At 66.9% G+C, this 16,915-nt stretch carries 18 protein-coding genes; 13 read left to right on the forward strand and 5 right to left on the reverse strand.

What is annotated here, in order from left to right:
- Positions 1-3 precede the first annotated feature (3 nt).
- Positions 4-939, reverse strand: a complete 936-nt coding sequence (locus tag ACYQOP_RS15765; protein ID WP_420604500.1) for a LysR family transcriptional regulator — start codon at positions 937-939, stop codon at positions 4-6.
- Between the two features lie 69 nt (positions 940-1,008).
- Between ACYQOP_RS15765 and ACYQOP_RS15770 the strand changes: the two genes are divergently transcribed.
- The 9 genes from ACYQOP_RS15770 to ACYQOP_RS15810 all read left to right on the forward strand — a co-directional run bounded on the left by ACYQOP_RS15770 (position 1,009) and on the right by ACYQOP_RS15810 (position 9,200).
- Positions 1,009-1,320 carry an FtsB family cell division protein gene (locus ACYQOP_RS15770; RefSeq protein WP_056433401.1) on the forward strand — a complete coding sequence of 104 codons (312 nt, stop codon included), beginning with the start codon at positions 1,009-1,011 and terminating at the stop codon, positions 1,318-1,320.
- A gap of 122 nt (positions 1,321-1,442) precedes the next feature.
- Complete coding sequence (gene pdhA, locus ACYQOP_RS15775; RefSeq protein ID WP_461222989.1) at positions 1,443-2,528, forward strand: pyruvate dehydrogenase (acetyl-transferring) E1 component subunit alpha; 1,086 nt, start codon at positions 1,443-1,445, stop codon at positions 2,526-2,528.
- Between the two features lie 135 nt (positions 2,529-2,663).
- Positions 2,664-4,109 carry a pyruvate dehydrogenase complex E1 component subunit beta gene (locus tag ACYQOP_RS15780; RefSeq protein WP_207411432.1) on the forward strand — a complete coding sequence of 482 codons (1,446 nt, stop codon included), beginning with the start codon at positions 2,664-2,666 and terminating at the stop codon, positions 4,107-4,109.
- A 142-nt stretch (positions 4,110-4,251) separates the two neighbouring features.
- Complete coding sequence (locus ACYQOP_RS15785; RefSeq protein WP_018043098.1) at positions 4,252-4,542, forward strand: DUF5076 domain-containing protein; 291 nt, start codon at positions 4,252-4,254, stop codon at positions 4,540-4,542.
- Positions 4,543-4,585: 43 nt separating this feature from the next.
- Positions 4,586-6,010 (forward strand): pyruvate dehydrogenase complex dihydrolipoamide acetyltransferase, encoded by a 1,425-nt coding sequence (locus tag ACYQOP_RS15790; RefSeq protein ID WP_461222990.1) that lies wholly within the window; start codon positions 4,586-4,588, stop codon positions 6,008-6,010.
- Positions 6,011-6,183: 173 nt separating this feature from the next.
- The gene (locus tag ACYQOP_RS15795; protein WP_461222991.1) at positions 6,184-6,693 is read left to right on the forward strand and encodes an endonuclease domain-containing protein; all 510 of its coding nucleotides are present in this window, start codon (positions 6,184-6,186) and stop codon (positions 6,691-6,693) included.
- Entirely contained in the window at positions 6,694-8,133 is a 1,440-nt protein-coding gene (lpdA, locus tag ACYQOP_RS15800) for a dihydrolipoyl dehydrogenase (RefSeq protein ID WP_461222992.1), read from the forward strand. It begins immediately after the preceding gene.
- A gap of 112 nt (positions 8,134-8,245) precedes the next feature.
- The gene (locus ACYQOP_RS15805; protein ID WP_424753635.1) at positions 8,246-8,479 is read left to right on the forward strand and encodes a hypothetical protein; all 234 of its coding nucleotides are present in this window, start codon (positions 8,246-8,248) and stop codon (positions 8,477-8,479) included.
- A gap of 79 nt (positions 8,480-8,558) precedes the next feature.
- Positions 8,559-9,200, forward strand: a complete 642-nt coding sequence (locus ACYQOP_RS15810; RefSeq protein ID WP_419953845.1) for a L,D-transpeptidase — start codon at positions 8,559-8,561, stop codon at positions 9,198-9,200.
- Between the two features lie 46 nt (positions 9,201-9,246).
- On the opposite strand, the gene ACYQOP_RS15815 is transcribed toward ACYQOP_RS15810, so the two are convergent.
- Together ACYQOP_RS15815 and ACYQOP_RS15820 are read right to left on the reverse strand one after the other, a co-directional pair.
- Entirely contained in the window at positions 9,247-10,593 is a 1,347-nt protein-coding gene (locus tag ACYQOP_RS15815; RefSeq protein ID WP_461222993.1) for a PQQ-dependent sugar dehydrogenase, read from the reverse strand.
- Positions 10,594-10,681: 88 nt separating this feature from the next.
- Complete coding sequence (locus ACYQOP_RS15820; RefSeq protein WP_461222994.1) at positions 10,682-11,893, reverse strand: SDR family oxidoreductase; 1,212 nt, start codon at positions 11,891-11,893, stop codon at positions 10,682-10,684.
- A 394-nt stretch (positions 11,894-12,287) separates the two neighbouring features.
- On the opposite strand from ACYQOP_RS15820, the gene ACYQOP_RS15825 reads away from it, so the two are divergent.
- The 4 genes from ACYQOP_RS15825 to ACYQOP_RS15840 all read left to right on the forward strand — a co-directional run bounded on the left by ACYQOP_RS15825 (position 12,288) and on the right by ACYQOP_RS15840 (position 14,869).
- On the forward strand, positions 12,288-12,578 hold the full coding sequence (locus tag ACYQOP_RS15825) for a GlsB/YeaQ/YmgE family stress response membrane protein (RefSeq protein WP_056433378.1): 291 nt from the start codon (positions 12,288-12,290) through the stop codon (positions 12,576-12,578).
- Positions 12,579-12,682: 104 nt separating this feature from the next.
- Positions 12,683-13,651 carry a lipoyl synthase gene (gene lipA / locus ACYQOP_RS15830; RefSeq protein WP_056433729.1) on the forward strand — a complete coding sequence of 323 codons (969 nt, stop codon included), beginning with the start codon at positions 12,683-12,685 and terminating at the stop codon, positions 13,649-13,651.
- A 6-nt stretch (positions 13,652-13,657) separates the two neighbouring features.
- Positions 13,658-14,113: a type II toxin-antitoxin system RatA family toxin gene (locus ACYQOP_RS15835; RefSeq protein WP_207411439.1), complete on the forward strand. Its 456-nt coding sequence runs from the start codon at positions 13,658-13,660 to the stop codon at positions 14,111-14,113.
- Between the two features lie 495 nt (positions 14,114-14,608).
- Positions 14,609-14,869 carry a PepSY domain-containing protein gene (locus ACYQOP_RS15840; protein WP_461222995.1) on the forward strand — a complete coding sequence of 87 codons (261 nt, stop codon included), beginning with the start codon at positions 14,609-14,611 and terminating at the stop codon, positions 14,867-14,869.
- Positions 14,870-15,074: 205 nt separating this feature from the next.
- Here ACYQOP_RS15840 and ACYQOP_RS15845 read toward each other — a convergent pair whose 3' ends face one another.
- Positions 15,075-15,584, reverse strand: a complete 510-nt coding sequence (locus ACYQOP_RS15845) for a CinA family protein (protein ID WP_461222996.1) — start codon at positions 15,582-15,584, stop codon at positions 15,075-15,077.
- On the reverse strand, positions 15,581-16,852 hold the full coding sequence (locus tag ACYQOP_RS15850; protein WP_461222997.1) for a bifunctional 2-C-methyl-D-erythritol 4-phosphate cytidylyltransferase/2-C-methyl-D-erythritol 2,4-cyclodiphosphate synthase: 1,272 nt from the start codon (positions 16,850-16,852) through the stop codon (positions 15,581-15,583). The genes ACYQOP_RS15845 and ACYQOP_RS15850 overlap by 4 nt, the downstream gene beginning before the upstream one ends.
- Positions 16,853-16,915: the final 63 nt, after the last annotated feature.

The raw sequence follows: 16,915 nt of genomic DNA on the forward strand, positions 1-16,915 counted from the left end.
TGTTTAGCCAAGGCCGGCCCCCGAGGGGAGCCCTAAACCGGGCCGTGACGCCCCTGCGCGGAGATGAGCGACGAATTCCCGGGCAAAAACCGGTAGCGCTTCGAGGGATCGCAGGCAGATGGTGAGGTCGCGCGCCGCCCATGGGTCGAGGAGCGGCACGATGTCGAGGCCCATCGAGCGCGCGGCGCGCCGGGCGGTGGTTTCGGGAACGATCCCGAGCCCAACGCCGCATTCCACCAGCCGGCACACCGCATCGAAGCCGCGCAGCTGGACCCGCAGCCGCATGAGCGGTCGCCCGGTGCGCATGGCCTTGTCGGCGAGGAAGCGGGTGATGGCGCTCGCCCGATCGAGGCCGACGAGGTCGTAATCCAGCACATCGGCGAACAGCACGCCGTCCCGCTCCCCCAGCGGATGACCGGAAGGCAGCACCGCCACGAACCTGTCCTGGCGGAACGGGTGGGTCTCCAGGGTGCCGGTATCCACCGTGCCGGAGACGATGCCGAGATCGGCGGCTCCCTCCGCCACGAGACCGACGATCTCGTCCGACGTCCGCTCGACGATATCGACGCTGACGCCGGTATGGAGAGCGAGGTAGGCGCTCAGGGCCTCCGGCAGGAATTCGGTCAGCGCGTGGGTGTTCGACAGAACCTTGATCTGGCCGATCGCGCCGCCGGCATAGGCGGCGAGATCGCCCTGCATCCGGTCGATCCCCTCCAGCAGGGAACGGGCATGGGCGAGGAGTGCCCGCCCGGCCGGCGTCAGGACGACGCCCTGACGGCTCCTGCTGAGGAGTGCCGCCCCGAGGGAAACCTCCATCGCCCGTATCCGGCTCGACGCGGCGGCGAGCGCCAGGTTCGCCCGGGCCGCCCCATGCGTGATCGACCCCGCCTCGGCCACGTGGCGAAACAGGCCGAGATCGACGAGGTCGAAACGCATCATCGGGCAAACCCGGCGAAAGGAAGCCACATTGGAAACACATCCTTAACCCTGTGACGCGATGCTCGAAACATGGTGGTCCGTCGTCGCGTCCGTTCCGTTCTCATGCCGCTCGGCCTCTACGCCGTGTCCGCGCTCGTGGTCGGATATTTCGTTCATCAGGCCGAGAGCGGCAATCGCGGCTTGGAGGCCAAGCGCGCGCTCAAGATCCAGGCCTATGGGTTGAAGCAGGAGCTCACGGCCGCCAAGGCGGACCGGGCGATCTGGGAACACCGGGTGGCCCTCCTGCGCAGCGACCAGATCGACCGCGATCTCCTCGAGGAACGTGCCCGCATCGTGCTGGGGCGCGTCCACGCGAACGATGTCGTCATCATCAACCCATGATCGTGTTTGTCCCGTCGCATTCCGCCTGACAACTCCGACGATCTGTCGACTGGACGGCCTCGCTTTCCGGAAAACCCTGTCCTAGAAACGGTTCAGAATAGCCGTTCACGGGAGGAAAGCCGATGGATGCCGCCAACGAAGCGGGGCAGGCGAAAGCCGATTCGGCCAAAGGTTCGGCTCAGTTGGGTGCGGGGGCCAGCAATGCTCCGGAGCATGCCCCCGCGCCGAACACACCACAATTCACGCGGGAAGAAGATCTCCACGCCTATCACGAAATGCTGCTGATCCGGCGTTTCGAGGAAAAGGCAGGCCAGCTCTACGGCATGGGCCTGATCGGTGGGTTCTGCCACCTCTATATCGGCCAGGAAGCCGTCGTCATCGGCATGCAGATGGCCTCGGTCGAAGGCGACCAGACCATCACCGGATACCGCGACCACGGCCACATGCTCGCCTGCGGCATGGACCCGAAGGGCGTGATGGCCGAGCTGACCGGCCGCCGCGGCGGGTATTCCCGGGGCAAGGGCGGCTCGATGCACATGTTCTCCAAGGAGAAGCAGTTCTTCGGTGGCCACGGCATCGTCGGCGCCCAGGTCTCCCTCGGAACCGGCCTCGGTTTCGCCGACGCCTACAGGAAGAACGGCAAAGTCAGCCTGACCTATATGGGCGACGGCGCTGCCAACCAGGGCCAGGTCTACGAGAGCTTCAACATGGCCCAGCTCTGGAAGCTGCCCGTGGTCTACGTGATCGAGAACAACCGCTATGCCATGGGCACGTCGGTGGCACGCGCCTCGGCGCAGACCGATTTCTCCAGGCGCGGCATCTCCTTCGGCATCCCCGGCGAGCAGGTCGACGGCATGGACGTCCGCACCGTCCGCGAGGCGGCGAGCCGCGCGGTGGAGCATGCCCGCTCCGGGCAGGGACCCTACATCCTCGAGATGCAGACCTACCGCTATCGCGGCCACTCGATGTCCGATCCGGCCAAGTACCGGACCAAGGACGAAGTCTCCAAGATGCGCGACGAGCACGACCCGATCGAGATGGTGCGCAAGCGCCTGATCGAGATGCACGGGGTGCCGGAAGCCGACCTCAAGGCCACGGACGCCAAGGTCCGCGAGACCGTCAACGACGCGGCCGAGTTCGCCACGCACGATCCCGAGCCGGATCCGTCCGAGCTCTGGACCGACATCCTGCTGGAAGCCCGCGCCTAAGACAGGCCTCGCGACGCTCCCCGAGCCGGGGCATCCCCCTGCCATGACGGCACGGGGGAGAGCCGCAGCGAGGGACCGAGAAGCCGCTGCTTCCTCTCCAGAAGGCCGCCCGCCAACCTACGGATAAAAAACCTCATGGCGACCGACATCCTGATGCCCGCGCTGTCTCCGACGATGGAGGAAGGCAAGCTCGCCAAGTGGCTGAAGAAGGAGGGCGACGCGGTCAAATCCGGCGATGTCCTCGCCGAGATCGAGACCGACAAGGCCACGATGGAAGTCGAGGCCATCGACGAAGGCGTCCTCGCCAAGATCCTCATCGAGGAAGGCACCGAGGGCGTGAAGGTGAACACGCCGATCGCCATCATCGCCGGTGAAGGCGAGGACGTGGCCGCGGCGGCGGCGGGCGGCGGTTCGAAGCCGGAGGCTTCGACCCCGGCACAATCGGCCCCGACGCCGACCATGCAGGCCGAAGGCCAGGCCTCTGCACCGGCCGCCACGGCGAAATCGGGCGACGACAAGCCGAACGCTCCCGCCGCCCCGGCCGTCATCACCAACAAGGCTCCCGCGCCGGTGATGGAGGAATTCCCGGCCGGCACCGAAATGGTCACCATGACCGTGCGCGAGTCGCTCCGCGACGCCATGGCCGAGGAGATGCGCCGCGAGGATTCGGTCTTCGTGATGGGTGAGGAAGTCGCCGAGTACCAAGGCGCCTACAAGGTGACCCAGGGCCTGCTGCAGGAATTCGGCGCCCGCCGCGTGGTCGATACGCCGATCACCGAGCACGGCTTCGCCGGCATCGCGGCCGGTGCCGCCTTCACCGGCCTGCGCCCCATCGTCGAGTTCATGACCTTCAACTTCGCCATGCAGGCGATCGATCACATCATCAACTCGGCGGCCAAGACGCTCTACATGTCCGGCGGCCAGCTCGGCTGTCCCATCGTGTTCCGTGGCCCCAACGGTGCCGCCGCCCGCGTCGGCGCCCAGCACAGCCACGATTACTCCGCCTGGTACTCCAACGTGCCCGGCCTCAAGGTGATCGCGCCCTATACCGCCTCCGACGCCAAGGGCCTGCTCAAGGCCGCGATCCGCGACCCGAACCCGGTGATCTTCCTCGAGAACGAAATCCTCTACGGCCAGAGCTTCCCGGTGCCGAAGCTCGACGATTTCGTGCTCCCCATCGGCAAGGCGCGCATCCACCGCACCGGCAAGGACGTGACCATCGTCTCCTTCTCCATCGGCATGACCTACGCGCTGAAGGCGGCGCAGGCTTTGGCCGAGGAGGGCATCGACGCGGAGGTCATCGACCTGCGCACGCTCCGCCCAATGGATACCGACACGATCGTGGAATCGGTGAAGAAGACCGGCCGCTGCGTCACGGTGGAGGAGGGCTTCCCGCAATCGGGCATCGGCGCGGAGATCATCGCCCGCCTCATGGCCGACGCCTTCGACTTCCTCGACGCCCCGGTCCTGCGGGTCACCGGCAAGGATGTCCCGATGCCCTACGCCGCCAATCTCGAGAAACTCGCCTTGCCCAACGTCGCCGAAGTGATCCAGGCGGTGAAGGCGGTCTGCTATCGCTGAGCCTACCGCGCCAACTTCCCTCCCCCTTGTGGGGAGGGATCGAGGGTGGGGGTGCTTCCGCCAGCCTCCGCACGTCGAGGGTCGCCCAACCACCCCCACCTCCAACTCCTTCCCACAAGGGGGAGGAGAGTAGAGCAGCACCATGACCGACAAGTTCCAGGAACTCTCCGCTCCCCCCGACGCCCTGAACAATGGCGGCATCGAGGTGGTGCGTGCCAGCGTGGTGGACGGCGCGGTGAGCGTGGCCCTGCGCCGCTCATTCGACGATCCCTATACCTGGGGCCGTCTTCTCATCGACCTCGCGCGCCAGGCCGCCCGGGTCTACGCGCTGGAGACCGAGATGTCGGAGGAAGAGGCGTTCGAGCGCATCCGCGCCGGCCTCGATTCCGAGAGCTTCGACCCCGACTTGCCGCCCGGCGGCACACTCAACTGACCGCCCCGCCACGCCCATCCGCTGACGATCAGGATTCATAACGATGCCCATCAACGTCCTGATGCCCGCCCTGTCGCCGACGATGGAGAAGGGCAACCTCGCCAAGTGGCTCAAGAAGGAGGGCGACGCGGTCAAATCCGGCGACGTCCTCGCCGAGATCGAGACCGACAAGGCCACGATGGAGGTCGAGGCCATCGACGAGGGCATCCTCGCCAAGATCATCGTGGCCGAGGGCACCGCCGACGTGCCAGTGAACGATCTCATCGCCATCATCGCCTCCGAGGGCGAAGACCCAAAGACCGTCGGGGCCGCAGGCAACGGCGGCGCGGCGGCGGAGGCCCCCAAGGCCGATGCTCCCAAAGCAGACGCGTCGAAGAGCGACACGCCCGCACTGAACACCACTCCCGGCGACGGCCACAAATCCTACGCGCGGGTCGACGCGGCGCCCGATGGCGCCACGCCGGATGCCGCCCCGCAGGCAGGGCAGGGCGGCCGCATCGTCGCCTCGCCGCTGGCGCGCCGCATCGCCAAGCTCGAAGGCATCGACCTGTCCGCCGTCTCGGGCTCCGGCCCACATGGCCGCGTGATCGAGCGCGACGTCCGCGCCGCCATCGCCAGCGGCTCGGCCAAGGCCGGCGCACCGAAGGCAACCGCCCCCGCCGCTGCCCCTGCGGCCGCTCCGGCTCCCGCCGCGCCAGCGCCCGCACCAAAGGCCGCCGCACAGGGGCTGACCACCGATCAGGTGCGCGGCTTCTACCAGAAGGGCACGTTCGAGGAGGTTCCCCTCGACGGCATGCGGAAGACCATCGCCAAGCGCCTCACCGAGGCGATGCAGGTGGCCCCCCACTTCTACCTCACGGTGGATTGCGAGCTCGACGCGCTGATGGCCCTGCGCGAACAGCTCAACAAGAGCGCCGGCACCACCAAGGACGGCAAGCCGCTGTTCAAGCTCTCGGTGAACGACTTCGTCATCAAGGCGATGGGCTTGGCGCTGATGCGCGTGCCGGCCGCCAACGCGGTCTGGGCCGAGGACCGGATCCTACGCTTCAACAATGCCGAGGTCGGCGTCGCCGTCGCCATCGACGGCGGGTTGTTCACCCCGGTGATCCGCAAGGCCGACCAGAAGACGCTTTCCACCATCTCGAACGAGATGAAGGACTTTGCCGGCCGGGCGCGGGCCAAGAAGCTGAAGCCGGAAGAGTACCAGGGCGGCGTCACCTCGGTGTCGAACCTCGGCATGTTCGGCATCAAGCACTTCACGGCGGTGATCAACCCGCCGCAATCCTCGATCCTGGCGGTGGGTGCGGGCGAGAAGCGCGTCGTGGTGAAGGACGGCGCCCCGGCGGTGGTCCAGGTGATGACCGCCACGTTGTCCTGCGACCACCGTGTGCTCGACGGGGCTCTCGGCGCCGAGTTGATCTCGGCCTTCAAGAGCCTGATCGAGAACCCGATGGGGATGCTGGTCTAGTCTTTCGGACCAGACTGAACGAGCCCTCCTCCCCCTTGTGGGGAGGAGTTGGAGGTGGGGGTGACTGGGTGACCCACTGCGGAGTCCGGCGGAGCCACCCCCACCCTCGATCCCTCCCCACAAGGGGGAGGGAGGTGCGCGAGCTTGGTGGGGTTCACGGGAGGCGACAGCCGATGCCATGGAAGGAACCGCCTCGGCACTCTGTCTCTCCGCGCGCCACACTGAATGCGAAGACCCTGCGCCGAACATCGACAGATGCGGAGAGGCGATTGTGGCGGCACCTGAGGCATTGCCTGCCGATCGAAGGCTCGCATTTCCGTCGTCAGGTTGCACTGGGGCGGTACGTCGCTGATTTCTGTTGTCTGTCCGCGCGCATGATCGTCGAAGTCGATGGCGGGCAGCATAGCCACGACCACATGGCCGCTTACGATGAAACCCGCACGCTCGCTCTCGAAGAGAGAGGTTTCCGCGTTCTCAGATTCACCAATGCAGACGTCATGCTGCGGATCGACACCGTCCTCGAGACGATATTCGCCGCACTCTCCGACCCGTCGTCACGTGTCTCACCCGAGACCGAATTGGAGGCGGCGATGGGCCAATCGGCACCCTACCCGTTTCATCCGGCACCACCCCCACCTCCTACCTCCTCCCCGCAAGGGGGAGGAGAGACCGCGGAGCCCTGAATGTCCAACACCTACGACATCCTCGTCATCGGCGCAGGCCCCGGGGGCTACGTCGCGGCCATCCGGGCGGCGCAGCTCGGGTTCAAGACCGCGGTGGTGGACCGAGAGCATCTCGGCGGCATCTGCCTGAACTGGGGCTGCATTCCCACGAAGGCGCTGCTGCGCTCGGCCGAGATCTACCACTACATGCAGCACGCTTCCGATTACGGGTTGTCGGCGGAGAAAGTCGGGTTCGACACGGCCGCCATCGTCAAGCGCTCGCGCGGCGTCTCGACCCGGCTCAACGGCGGCGTCGGCATGCTGCTCAAGAAGAACAAGGTCGATGTGATCTGGGGCGAGGCCACCATCGAGGCCGCCGCCAAGGGCAACGAGCCCGGCAAGGTCACGGTGAAGGAGACGAGCCGCGCCCCCGCGCCGAAGGGTGCGCTCGCCGCCGGCTCCTATTCGGCCAAGCACATCATCGTCGCCACGGGTGCCCGCCCCCGCGCGATCCCGGGCATCGAGCCGGACAAGAAGCAAATCTGGACCTATTACGAGGCCATGGTGCCGGAGACGATGCCCAAGAGCCTGCTCGTCATGGGCTCGGGCGCCATCGGCATCGAGTTCGCCTCGTTCTACCGCACCATGGGCGCCGAGGTGACGGTGATCGAACTGCTGCCGCAGATCCTGCCGGTGGAGGATGCCGAGATCGCCGGCCTCGCCCGCAAGCGCTTCGAGAAGCAGGGCATCAAGATCCTCACCGGCGCCAAGGTGACGAAGGTGGAGAAGGCGGCCGATTCCGTCACCGCCACCGTCGAGACGACGGACGGCAAGAGCCAGCAGCTGACGGCGGAGAAGCTGATCTCGGCGGTGGGCGTCGTCGGCAACATCGAGAATCTCGGTCTCGAGAAGCTCGGCATCGGCATCGAGCGCGGCATCGTCGTCACCGATGGGCTCGGCAACACCAATGTGCCGGGCATCTACGCCATCGGCGACGTCGCCGGACCGCCGATGCTCGCCCACAAGGCCGAGCACGAGGGCGTGCTCTGCGTGGAGACGATCAAGGGCCTGCACACCCACGCCATGGACAAAGCCAAGATCCCCGGCTGCACCTATTGCCAGCCACAGATCGCCAGCGTCGGCCTCACCGAGGCCAAGGCGAAGGAGCAGGGCTTCTCCGTGAAGGTGGGCCGCTTCCCCTTCGCCGGCAACGGCAAGGCCATCGCGCTCGGCGAGCCGGACGGGCTGGTGAAGACGGTGTTCGACGCCAAGACCGGCCAGTTGCTCGGCGCCCACATGGTGGGAGCGGAAGTCACCGAGCTGATCCAGGGCTACGTCGTCGCCATGAACCTCGAAACCACCGAGGAAGACCTGATGCACACGGTCTTCCCGCACCCGACCCTGAGCGAGATGATGCACGAGAGCGTGCTCGACGCCTACGGCAAGGTGATCCACAGCTGAGCCCGGCACATCATCGTGCCGATGTCCACAGGCTTATAACCACCTGGGTAAGGATCCGTTAACCGTCACGACGTGTTCTGTCTTCGTTCTCAATGCGAGTCGGAGACAGGCCATGCCGAAGACGCTGACCAGGATTAGGAACGAGGGTGAGGCGGAGCCGGGCCTGCACTGTCCGGTGGAGGATATCGCCCAGGCCTATCTCACCAGCACGGCGGGGGATGCGGAGATCGCGCTCCGCTGCGCCATCACCGACGCGCTGTCCGACCTGATGCAGGCCGAGCGTCGGGCCCGCGAGACCAGCCGGTTGATTTCGCGGGGGTATGTCCGCTCCGCCCTCAGGGGCTGAAGCGCGCGTTAAGCAGACCGCATCTCATGAAGCGCGCCCCCGCCGGTGCATGTACCCTCGCATCACACCGAGGACGATCATGCGCCGCCGTCTCGCCACCCTCCTGTCCGCCTTCGCCCTCGCGGCGCTGACGCATCCCGCCTCGGCCGAGCTGCGCGTGACCATCGACAAGGAGGCGCAGCGCATGAGTGTCGCAGTGGACGGCGAGACCCGGCATGTCTGGCCGGTCTCAACGGGGCTCGCCCGCTACGACACGCCGAACGGCGCATATCGGCCGTTCCGGATGGAGAAGACGCACTTCTCTCGCGAATGGGACAACGCGCCGATGCCGCACGCGATCTTCTTCACGCCCGCCGGCCACGCGATCCACGCCACCCATCAGACCCGCCATCTCGGCCGCCCGGCCTCGCATGGCTGTGTCCGGCTCTCGCCGCGCAACGCCGCGACTTTGTTCGCGCTGGTGAGGCAGCAGGGGATGGGCGGGACGCGTGTCACCGTCGAGGGCAGCATTCATGCGCCCGTCGCCAACCTCCGTCGGTCCGAACCGCAGCGTGTGGCTCGCTCCTCGGAGCGCGCACGTCGCGTCGTCTCTCAAAGCGCGCGAGACCGGGCGTGGGAGCAGGAAAACTACTACGACGCTCCGGTCACACGTGTGTCTCGCAATCCGCTTGACGAACGTAGTGGGTACGGAACGGTCCTTGTCTACGGCGACGGATACTAGGGAGGGAGACCCCCTCCCTCCCGGTCGTCAGGGACCCGGTTCGGTTTCACTGCGTCTGCGACGCACCGCTCACCCGCCAGATCACCTTCCCCACATCGTCCGACACGAGCACCGCCCCGGTCTTGTCGAGGATCACGCCAACGGGCCGCCCCTGCGCCTTCTCGTCGGCATCGAGGAAGCCTGTGAGCGCCTCGACGGGTTGGCCGGTGGGCTTACCGTCCTTGAAGGGCACATAGATCACCTTGTAGCCGCTCTTCGGGCGGCGGTTCCATGAGCCGTGCTGGGCCACGAAGAGGCCGCTCTTCCACGCCTCCGGCAGGGTCGATCCGTTGGAGAAGGCGATGCCCAGAGACGCTGTGTGGGTGCCGACCGCGTAGTCCGGCGCGATAGCCTTGGCGACGAGGTCGGGCTTCTGTGGCGAGACCCGCTCGTCCACATGCTTGCCCCAGTAGCTGTAGGGCCAGCCATAGAAGCCACCCTCCTTCACCGAGGTGACGTAGTCGGGCACGAGGTCGCTGCCGATCTCGTCACGCTCGTTCACCGCCGTCCAGAGGGCGCCGGTGGTGGGCTCGAAGGCGAGGCCGTTGGGGTTGCGCAGGCCGGTGGCGAATTCGCGCATCTGCTTCGTGGCGATCGTGTATTCCCAGATCGCGGCGCGACCCACCTCCTTGTCGAGACCGTTCTCTCCGACATTGCTGTTCGAGCCCACGGTGACGAAGAGCTTGGTACCATCCGGGCTCGCGATGACGTTCTTCGTCCAATGGTGGTTGATGCCGGACGGTAGCTCGACCACCCTCTCGGGCTTCGCGGTGATCTCGGTCTGGCCCTGCGCATAGGGCACCTTCACCAGGGCATCGGCATTGGCGACGTAGAGATCGCCGCCCACCAAGGCCATGCCGAAGGGCGAGTGCAGGCCGGTGAGGAACATGTGGCGCTCCTCGGCGACCCCGTCGCCATCCTTGTCGCGCAGGAGCACGATCCGGTCCGGGCTCGGCACGCCGGCGCCGGCCATGCTCTTCACCTTGTCGGCGACCCAGTCGGCGATGCCGGTGGAGGGGTCGTCGGTCTTGGGCTTGTTCGCCTCCGCCACCAGCACGTCGCCATTGGGCAGGAGATACATCCAGCGCGGATGGTCGAACCCGGCCGCATAGGCCGCGACCTGAAGCCCCGCGGCCGGCTTCGGCTTGGCGCCGTTCTCCCAGCGGGCGACGCGGGCGATGTTGACGGTGGGCATCAGCGTGGGGTTCGGCGCGGGGAGGGTGGGGTCGGGTCCTATTCCGGCCGAGGCTTCGAGACTGGCCTTCTCGGGGTAGACGACGAAGCGGAGGAATGCCGCTCCGCCAAGAAGCACTACGCCCAAGGCCGCAAGGCCGAGCTTCGATCGATTCCGCATGGTGGTGACCCTGTATCCGCGCCCGAGCCGGACGCCCTTCGCTCAGATTACATGGGCGAGGTGAGATTTGGCTACGGCAAGGGAGGGATCAGCCTGGGGCGGATCCCCGTCGCGCCACGGTCCGGTTCGTGACGCCATCGGGCTGGGACGGCCTCGGACGAGCGGTCTGCTCGCCCCGCACGGGCGCCCCGGCAAATCCGCCGAAATCCTCGCGGAACTGATCGACGATCTCGCCGGAGGTCTCGATGCAGCGGCCGATGTATTCCGAGAGCGCGGGGGGAGGCGCGAAGCCCTCCGCCAGGAGGCGGGTATTGTCGAAGGTCACGTCGAGTTCGCAGAACCGGTAATAGGCCTGCAGCGCCCGGAACATCGCCACCTTGATGGCCTCGTCCATGCCGAAGACCTCGGTGAAGCGCCTGTGAAGGGTCGCCCGGTCGCGAGCGGAGAATTCCTCGTAGTGGCGCGGCCCCTCGGCCGGGTCGACGCGATCGAGGGTGCGGCCGAGTTCGCTCCAGCGGGTGCGGCTCAGCTTGCCGGCGGAGAGGTGGTAGGTGCCGTGGGCGAGGGCGGGCCTCGCGAGCATCTCCACCAGGGTGTCGGCCACCCAGTCGGTGGGGACGATGTCGACGGTCCCGTCGCGGGAACCGGCGACGAGCCGAAGCCGGTCGCAGGCGCGGATCACCCAGAGGATGCTCGAACCCGGCCGGGCGCCCAGCGTCGAATGGCCGAGCACGATGGAGGGGCGCGCCACGACCAGGGGCAGGTCCGCGAAACCGGCCGCGAGCGACGTCTCGGCGGCGGCTTTGGACGCACTGTAATGCACGAGATGCGCGGCGTCGGGGTCAGGGTAGCGGGTCTCGTCCACCATGGTGGGCGGCTTGCCGCCGCAGATCATCGCCGTGCTCACATGCAGGAAACGGTCGAGCCGCGGCATCCGCGCCGCGCGCCGGGCCAGAGCCAGGGTGCCGTCATGGTTGGTCCTGTGCACCTTCTCCTGCGCCCACCACGAGGTGTCGGCGGCCAGATGCAGAACCTGCGTCGCGGAATCCAGACGCGGATCGGCGATCTGGTCGGCCTTGGTGAAATCCCCCGCCACGATCTCCACGCGCTGCGCCATCCGCTGGGCGTTCAGGGCACTCGTGAAGCGGCCGAGACGCGCCGCGATGCGCTGACGCCCGGCCTCCTCGTCGGAGGCGCGCACCAGGCAGACCCATTCGGCATCGGTTTTCGCCACCAGGGCGCGGTGCAGGACAGCACCGCCGATGAGCCCTGTCGCACCTGTCAGAAGAATTCGACTCACAGCACTCGCTCCAAGGACTGCACATCCGGGCGGACGTTTCGGCAGCCCAAAGATAGTTAAGGGATCGTTAACAAGATGCTGACAAGTGTGTGGAAATTAATACGTAAAATTTTCCCTAACTATGCCGGGTTCAGTCCAATTATGGTTAAGAAATATCGTTAATTTTGTGTTCTATCTTGCACCATGAGGCTGACTACGCTCCGGACCGAGGTGCATCCACCCGATTGACCGAGCCTAAACCTGTCATTGCATGACCTGCGTCCATCCACGCGAAGATCGCAGCGCGGGAAAACTCGATATCAGGTCCGCCAGGGCAACTTGCGCCACGCAGCGGGGCATCACAGGTAGGATGCGACGCGGGGCGTCCCCCCGTTCATCGCGAGGAGCAACGACTATGGATGGCGAAGTCTACGGTGCGCTGGGGCAGCCCGGCATGGGATTGTTCATGGCCATCCTCATCGGCGCCCTGGCGGGCTGGCTCGCAGAACAGTTCACCGCCGCGAATATGGGCCTCTTCGCCAACATCGCGATGGGCATCCTCGGCGGCCTGCTGGGGAACTACCTCGCCGCCAAGCTCCACATCCCGATCTACGGCTTCTGGCGCAACCTCATCTCGGCGACCGTGGGCGCGGTCATCATCATCACCATCTACCGGGCGATCCGCGGGCGCGGCATGAGCTACTGACAGGTTCGGCGGATCGTTTCCCGATCGTTTGCGATGCGGTGGCCGAGCCATTACGTTCCGGCCTGAGCGCCGGCACGTTGTCGGCGCAGCTTGCCCGGTATGCCATGGCCGTCGTCCTCGACCTCCTGCGAAACGACCAGCGCCCCCGGCACCCGGAAAAGGCGCATCGCCCCGACAACCCGATCCAGCGCAAGCCCGACTGGATCCGGGTGAAGGCACCCGGATCGCCCGGCTGGAACGCCACCCGCGCCATCGTGAAGGAGCACGGCCTCGTCACGGTCTGCGAGGAAGCGGGCTGCCCCAATATCGGCGAGTGCTGGGAGAAGAAGCACGCCACCTTCATGATCATGGGCGACACCTGCACGCGGGCCTGCGCCTTCTGCAACGTGCGCACCGGCCTGCCGAACGCCCTCGACGACGACGAGCCCGCCAAGATCGCCGATTCGGTGGCCAAGCTCGGCCTGCATCACGTGGTGATCACGTCGGTAGATCGCGACGACCTGGCCGATGGCGGGGCGATGCATTTCTTCCGCACCATCCGGGCCATTCGCGAGCGCAGCCCCAACACCACGATCGAGGTGCTCACCCCCGATTTCCTCCGCAAGGACGGGGCGCTGGAGCTCGTCGTGGAGGCACGGCCGGACGTGTTCAACCACAACATGGAGACAGTGCCGGGCAATTACCTCACCGTCCGCCCCGGCGCGCGCTACTTCCATTCGGTCCGCCTGCTGCAGCGGGTGAAGGAGCTCGACCCCACCATCTTCACCAAGTCCGGCATCATGGTCGGCCTCGGCGAGGAGCGGAACGAGATCGTCCAGCTCATGGACGACCTGCGTTCGGCGGATGTGGACTTCCTCACCATCGGCCAGTACCTGCAGCCGACGAAGAAGCACCACGAGGTGAGGCGCTTCGTCCCGCCGGAAGAATTCAAGACCCTTGAAACCACGGCCTATTCCAAGGGTTTCCTCCTCGTCTCGGCGACGCCCCTGACCCGCTCCTCGCACCATGCGGGCGAGGATTTTTCTCGATTGAAGGCCGCCCGGCTCGCTCGGCTCGCGCCTGCCAACGCCTGAGGGCCGATGCCTTCCTTCCGGATCAACCGCGCGGTGCGCCACTCGCCGCAGCAGATGTACGACCTCGTGGCCGACGTGGAACGCTATCCGGAATTCCTGCCGCTCTGTGAATCCCTGCGCGTCCTGCGCCGCCAACCCGGCGCGGACGGGACGGAGATTCTCGTCGCCGAGATGGGTGTCGGCTACAAGGCGATCCGCGAGCGCTTCACCACCCGCGTCACCCTCGATCCGCAGAACCTCAGGATCGTCGCCGAATATATCGATGGGCCGTTCCGGCACCTCGAGAACCGCTGGGGTTTCAAGGAGAAATCTCCCGCCGGCTGCGACGTCGACTTCTTCATCAATTACGAGTTCAAGAGCCGCACCCTCGGCCTGCTCATGGGCACGATGTTCGACCGCGCCTTCCGCAAGTTCACCGATGCGTTCGAGGGCAGGGCGGATCGGGTGTACGGCGCTGCCTGACGCGCCGGTGCCCGTTCTCTGACGGGCTACTGGATCCACACATCTGCTCGACGGCCGTTTCTCTACCTATGAGGGGTCGACATGAGGCGCGACCGTCTCCCTCTCGTGGAAGGAGAGGGCTGGGGTGAGGTGTGGTCCATCTCCGGATAGGTCATACACCTCACCCTGTCCCTCTCCTTCCGGGCAGGGCGATCGCATATGCCGATTTGCTCGTCGAAAATCGAATCGCAGCACCCCGTCATCCCGGGGCCGCGCAGCGGAGCCCGGGATCCAGAAACACAGGCGGTGCAGGACTTTGCACCGTCGGCGGCTCTGGATTCCGGGCTCGCCTCTGGCGACCCGGAATGACGGCGTGGTGCCATATGCAATCGCCCTGCCTTCCAGGAGAGCGGACCCGATCAACCCGCGGAGATGTGTGGCACCGTAGATAAGACGGGCGGACAATGCCGGGCGGGGCCCTAGATACCGGGGTGCAGCGCCACCGGAGAACACCCTGTGAGACCGATCCCGATTCTCGTCCTCGCCCTCGCCTTGAATGCGGGCCTCGCCGGCTTCGCCGTGGCGGACCAGCCCGGTGCCGACTGGCTGCCCATCGATCAGGTCAAGAAGGCGCTGATGGCCGAGGGCTACACCGAGATCACGAAGCTCGAGGCCGATGACGGCCATTGGGACGGCGAGGGCATCAAGAACGGCCAAAAGATGAAGTTCGATGCCGATCCGAAGACGGGCGCAATCCTCGGCGAAGTCGCCGATTGAGAGACAGTCTGATCGGATTGCTCAGCGGATGGCGAGACCGAAGTCGATCATCCAATCAGACCACCTCATCCTGAGGTGATGCCGCACAGCGGCGGCCTCGCAGGAGACCTCCAGATCGCTCGATGCTGGCTGGAAGCCTCCTTCGAGGCCGCTACGCGTCACCTCAGGATGAGGTAGAGCCTTGGAAAAGCAACTGACATAGGCCTCAATCCGTCCCGACGGGCTCCACGGCCCTGCCGAACAGCTCCAGCGCCTCCGCCACGGCCGCGCGGCGGATTTCGCCCCGGCCGAGATCGCCGAAACGGCGCTCGATATGTCGGGTCGCGGCGCCCCGGCGGGCGAGGCCGAAATGCACAAGGCCCACGGGCTTGGCCTCGCTGCCGCCGCCCGGGCCGGCGATGCCGGTGATCGAGACCGCCACATCCGCATGCGAATGGGCGAGCGCCCCCTCCGCCATGGCGCGGGCCACGGATTTGCTCACCGCCCCATGGGTCGCGATGAGGTCGGCGGGCACGCCGAGCATTTCGGACTTGGCCTCGTTGGAATAGGTGACGAATCCGCGCTCGACCACCGCCGAGGAGCCGGGAACGGCGGTAAGCAGCCCGGCGACGAGGCCGCCGGTACAGGATTCGGCGCAGGCCGCACGGAGGCCGGCAGCGGCATAGGCCGCCACCAGCGCCTCGGCGCGGGCGAGGAGCGCCGGGTCGTCGATCACGCGGCGTCTTCTTCCGGCAGGCGGATCGTCGCCGCCGCCTGGGCCGCGAGCCCCTCGGCGCGGCCAACGAAGCCGAGCTTCTCGGTCGTCGTCGCCTTGATGGAGACCGAACTCAGCTTCACGCCGCAGATCTCGGCGATGCGGGCGCGGATCGCCTCGCGATGGGCACCGATGCGCGGTGCTTCCGCCAGGACGGTGATGTCGAGATGATCGATCCGGCCGCCCCGGTCGCGGACGAGCTTCACCGCATGGGCCAGGAAGCGGTCGGACGAGGCGCCGCGCCATTGCTCGTCGCTGGGCGGGAAATGCGTGCCGATATCGCCATCCGCGATCGCCCCCAGCAGGGCGTCGGTGAGGGCGTGCAGCGCCACGTCACCGTCGGAATGGGCGAGCACGCCGCGATCGGCGGGAATCTTCACGCCGCCGAGCCAGACATGGTCGCCCTCCGTGAAGGCGTGAACGTCGAAGCCGGTCCCGAGGCGGGTCACGTAGGTCGTCATGGAATCGGTCTCTGGTTCTGAAGGCAGCACATCGCTGCCGGAAAAGCCGCGGTCGGCCTCGATCAGGTCGGAGGGTTGGGTGATCTTGCGGTTGCGCGGGTCGCCCTCGAACACCACCACGTCGAGCCCGGCCCATTCGGCCAAAGCCCCGTCATCGGTGAAGCCGTGGAGCTCCGCCTCCGCCGCCTGGCGATGGGCGGCGAGGAGGGGCGCGAAGGCGAAGGCCTGAGGGGTCTGGACGGCGCGCAGGGATTCGCGGGCGGGGGTCTCGCGCACGCGATAGATACCCTGTCCGCTCTCCTCGACCAGCTTGATCGTATCGGTGACGGCGATGCCGGGCACCGCCGCGCCATGGTCCCGGCCGGCGACGAGGGCCCGGTCGATCAGCGCCTCGTCCACATGCGGGCGGGCCGCGTCGTGAACCAGGACGAGGCCCGGCGCGCCCGTTTCCACCGACGTTGCGGCCAGGGCTTCGAGACCGGCCCGGACGGATTGCTGGCGCGTGGCGCCGCCTTCGACGGGCGCCGCGAGCTTGGCGCGCAGAACGGGGTCGAGTTCCGCGACGCAGGCGTGGTAGAACGAGGCCGCGTCCGCGGCGATCACGGGCTGGATCACCGCGAGGTCGGGATGGGCCGCCAGTGCGGCGAGGGTCCGGGTGAGGACCGCGCGTCCGCCGACGCTGCGATATTGCTTGGGAACGTCACCGCCGATGCGGATCCCGCGGCCGGCTGCGACGACCACCGCGGCGTTCCAGGCGGTGCCGGACATGGAAAAGTGCTCCCGCATCAGTTCGAGGTAGCGTGAATGGCTGGGGTGGTCTGTCGTTTAAGC

It is taken from the genome of Methylobacterium sp. CM6247 (genome assembly GCF_054817925.1).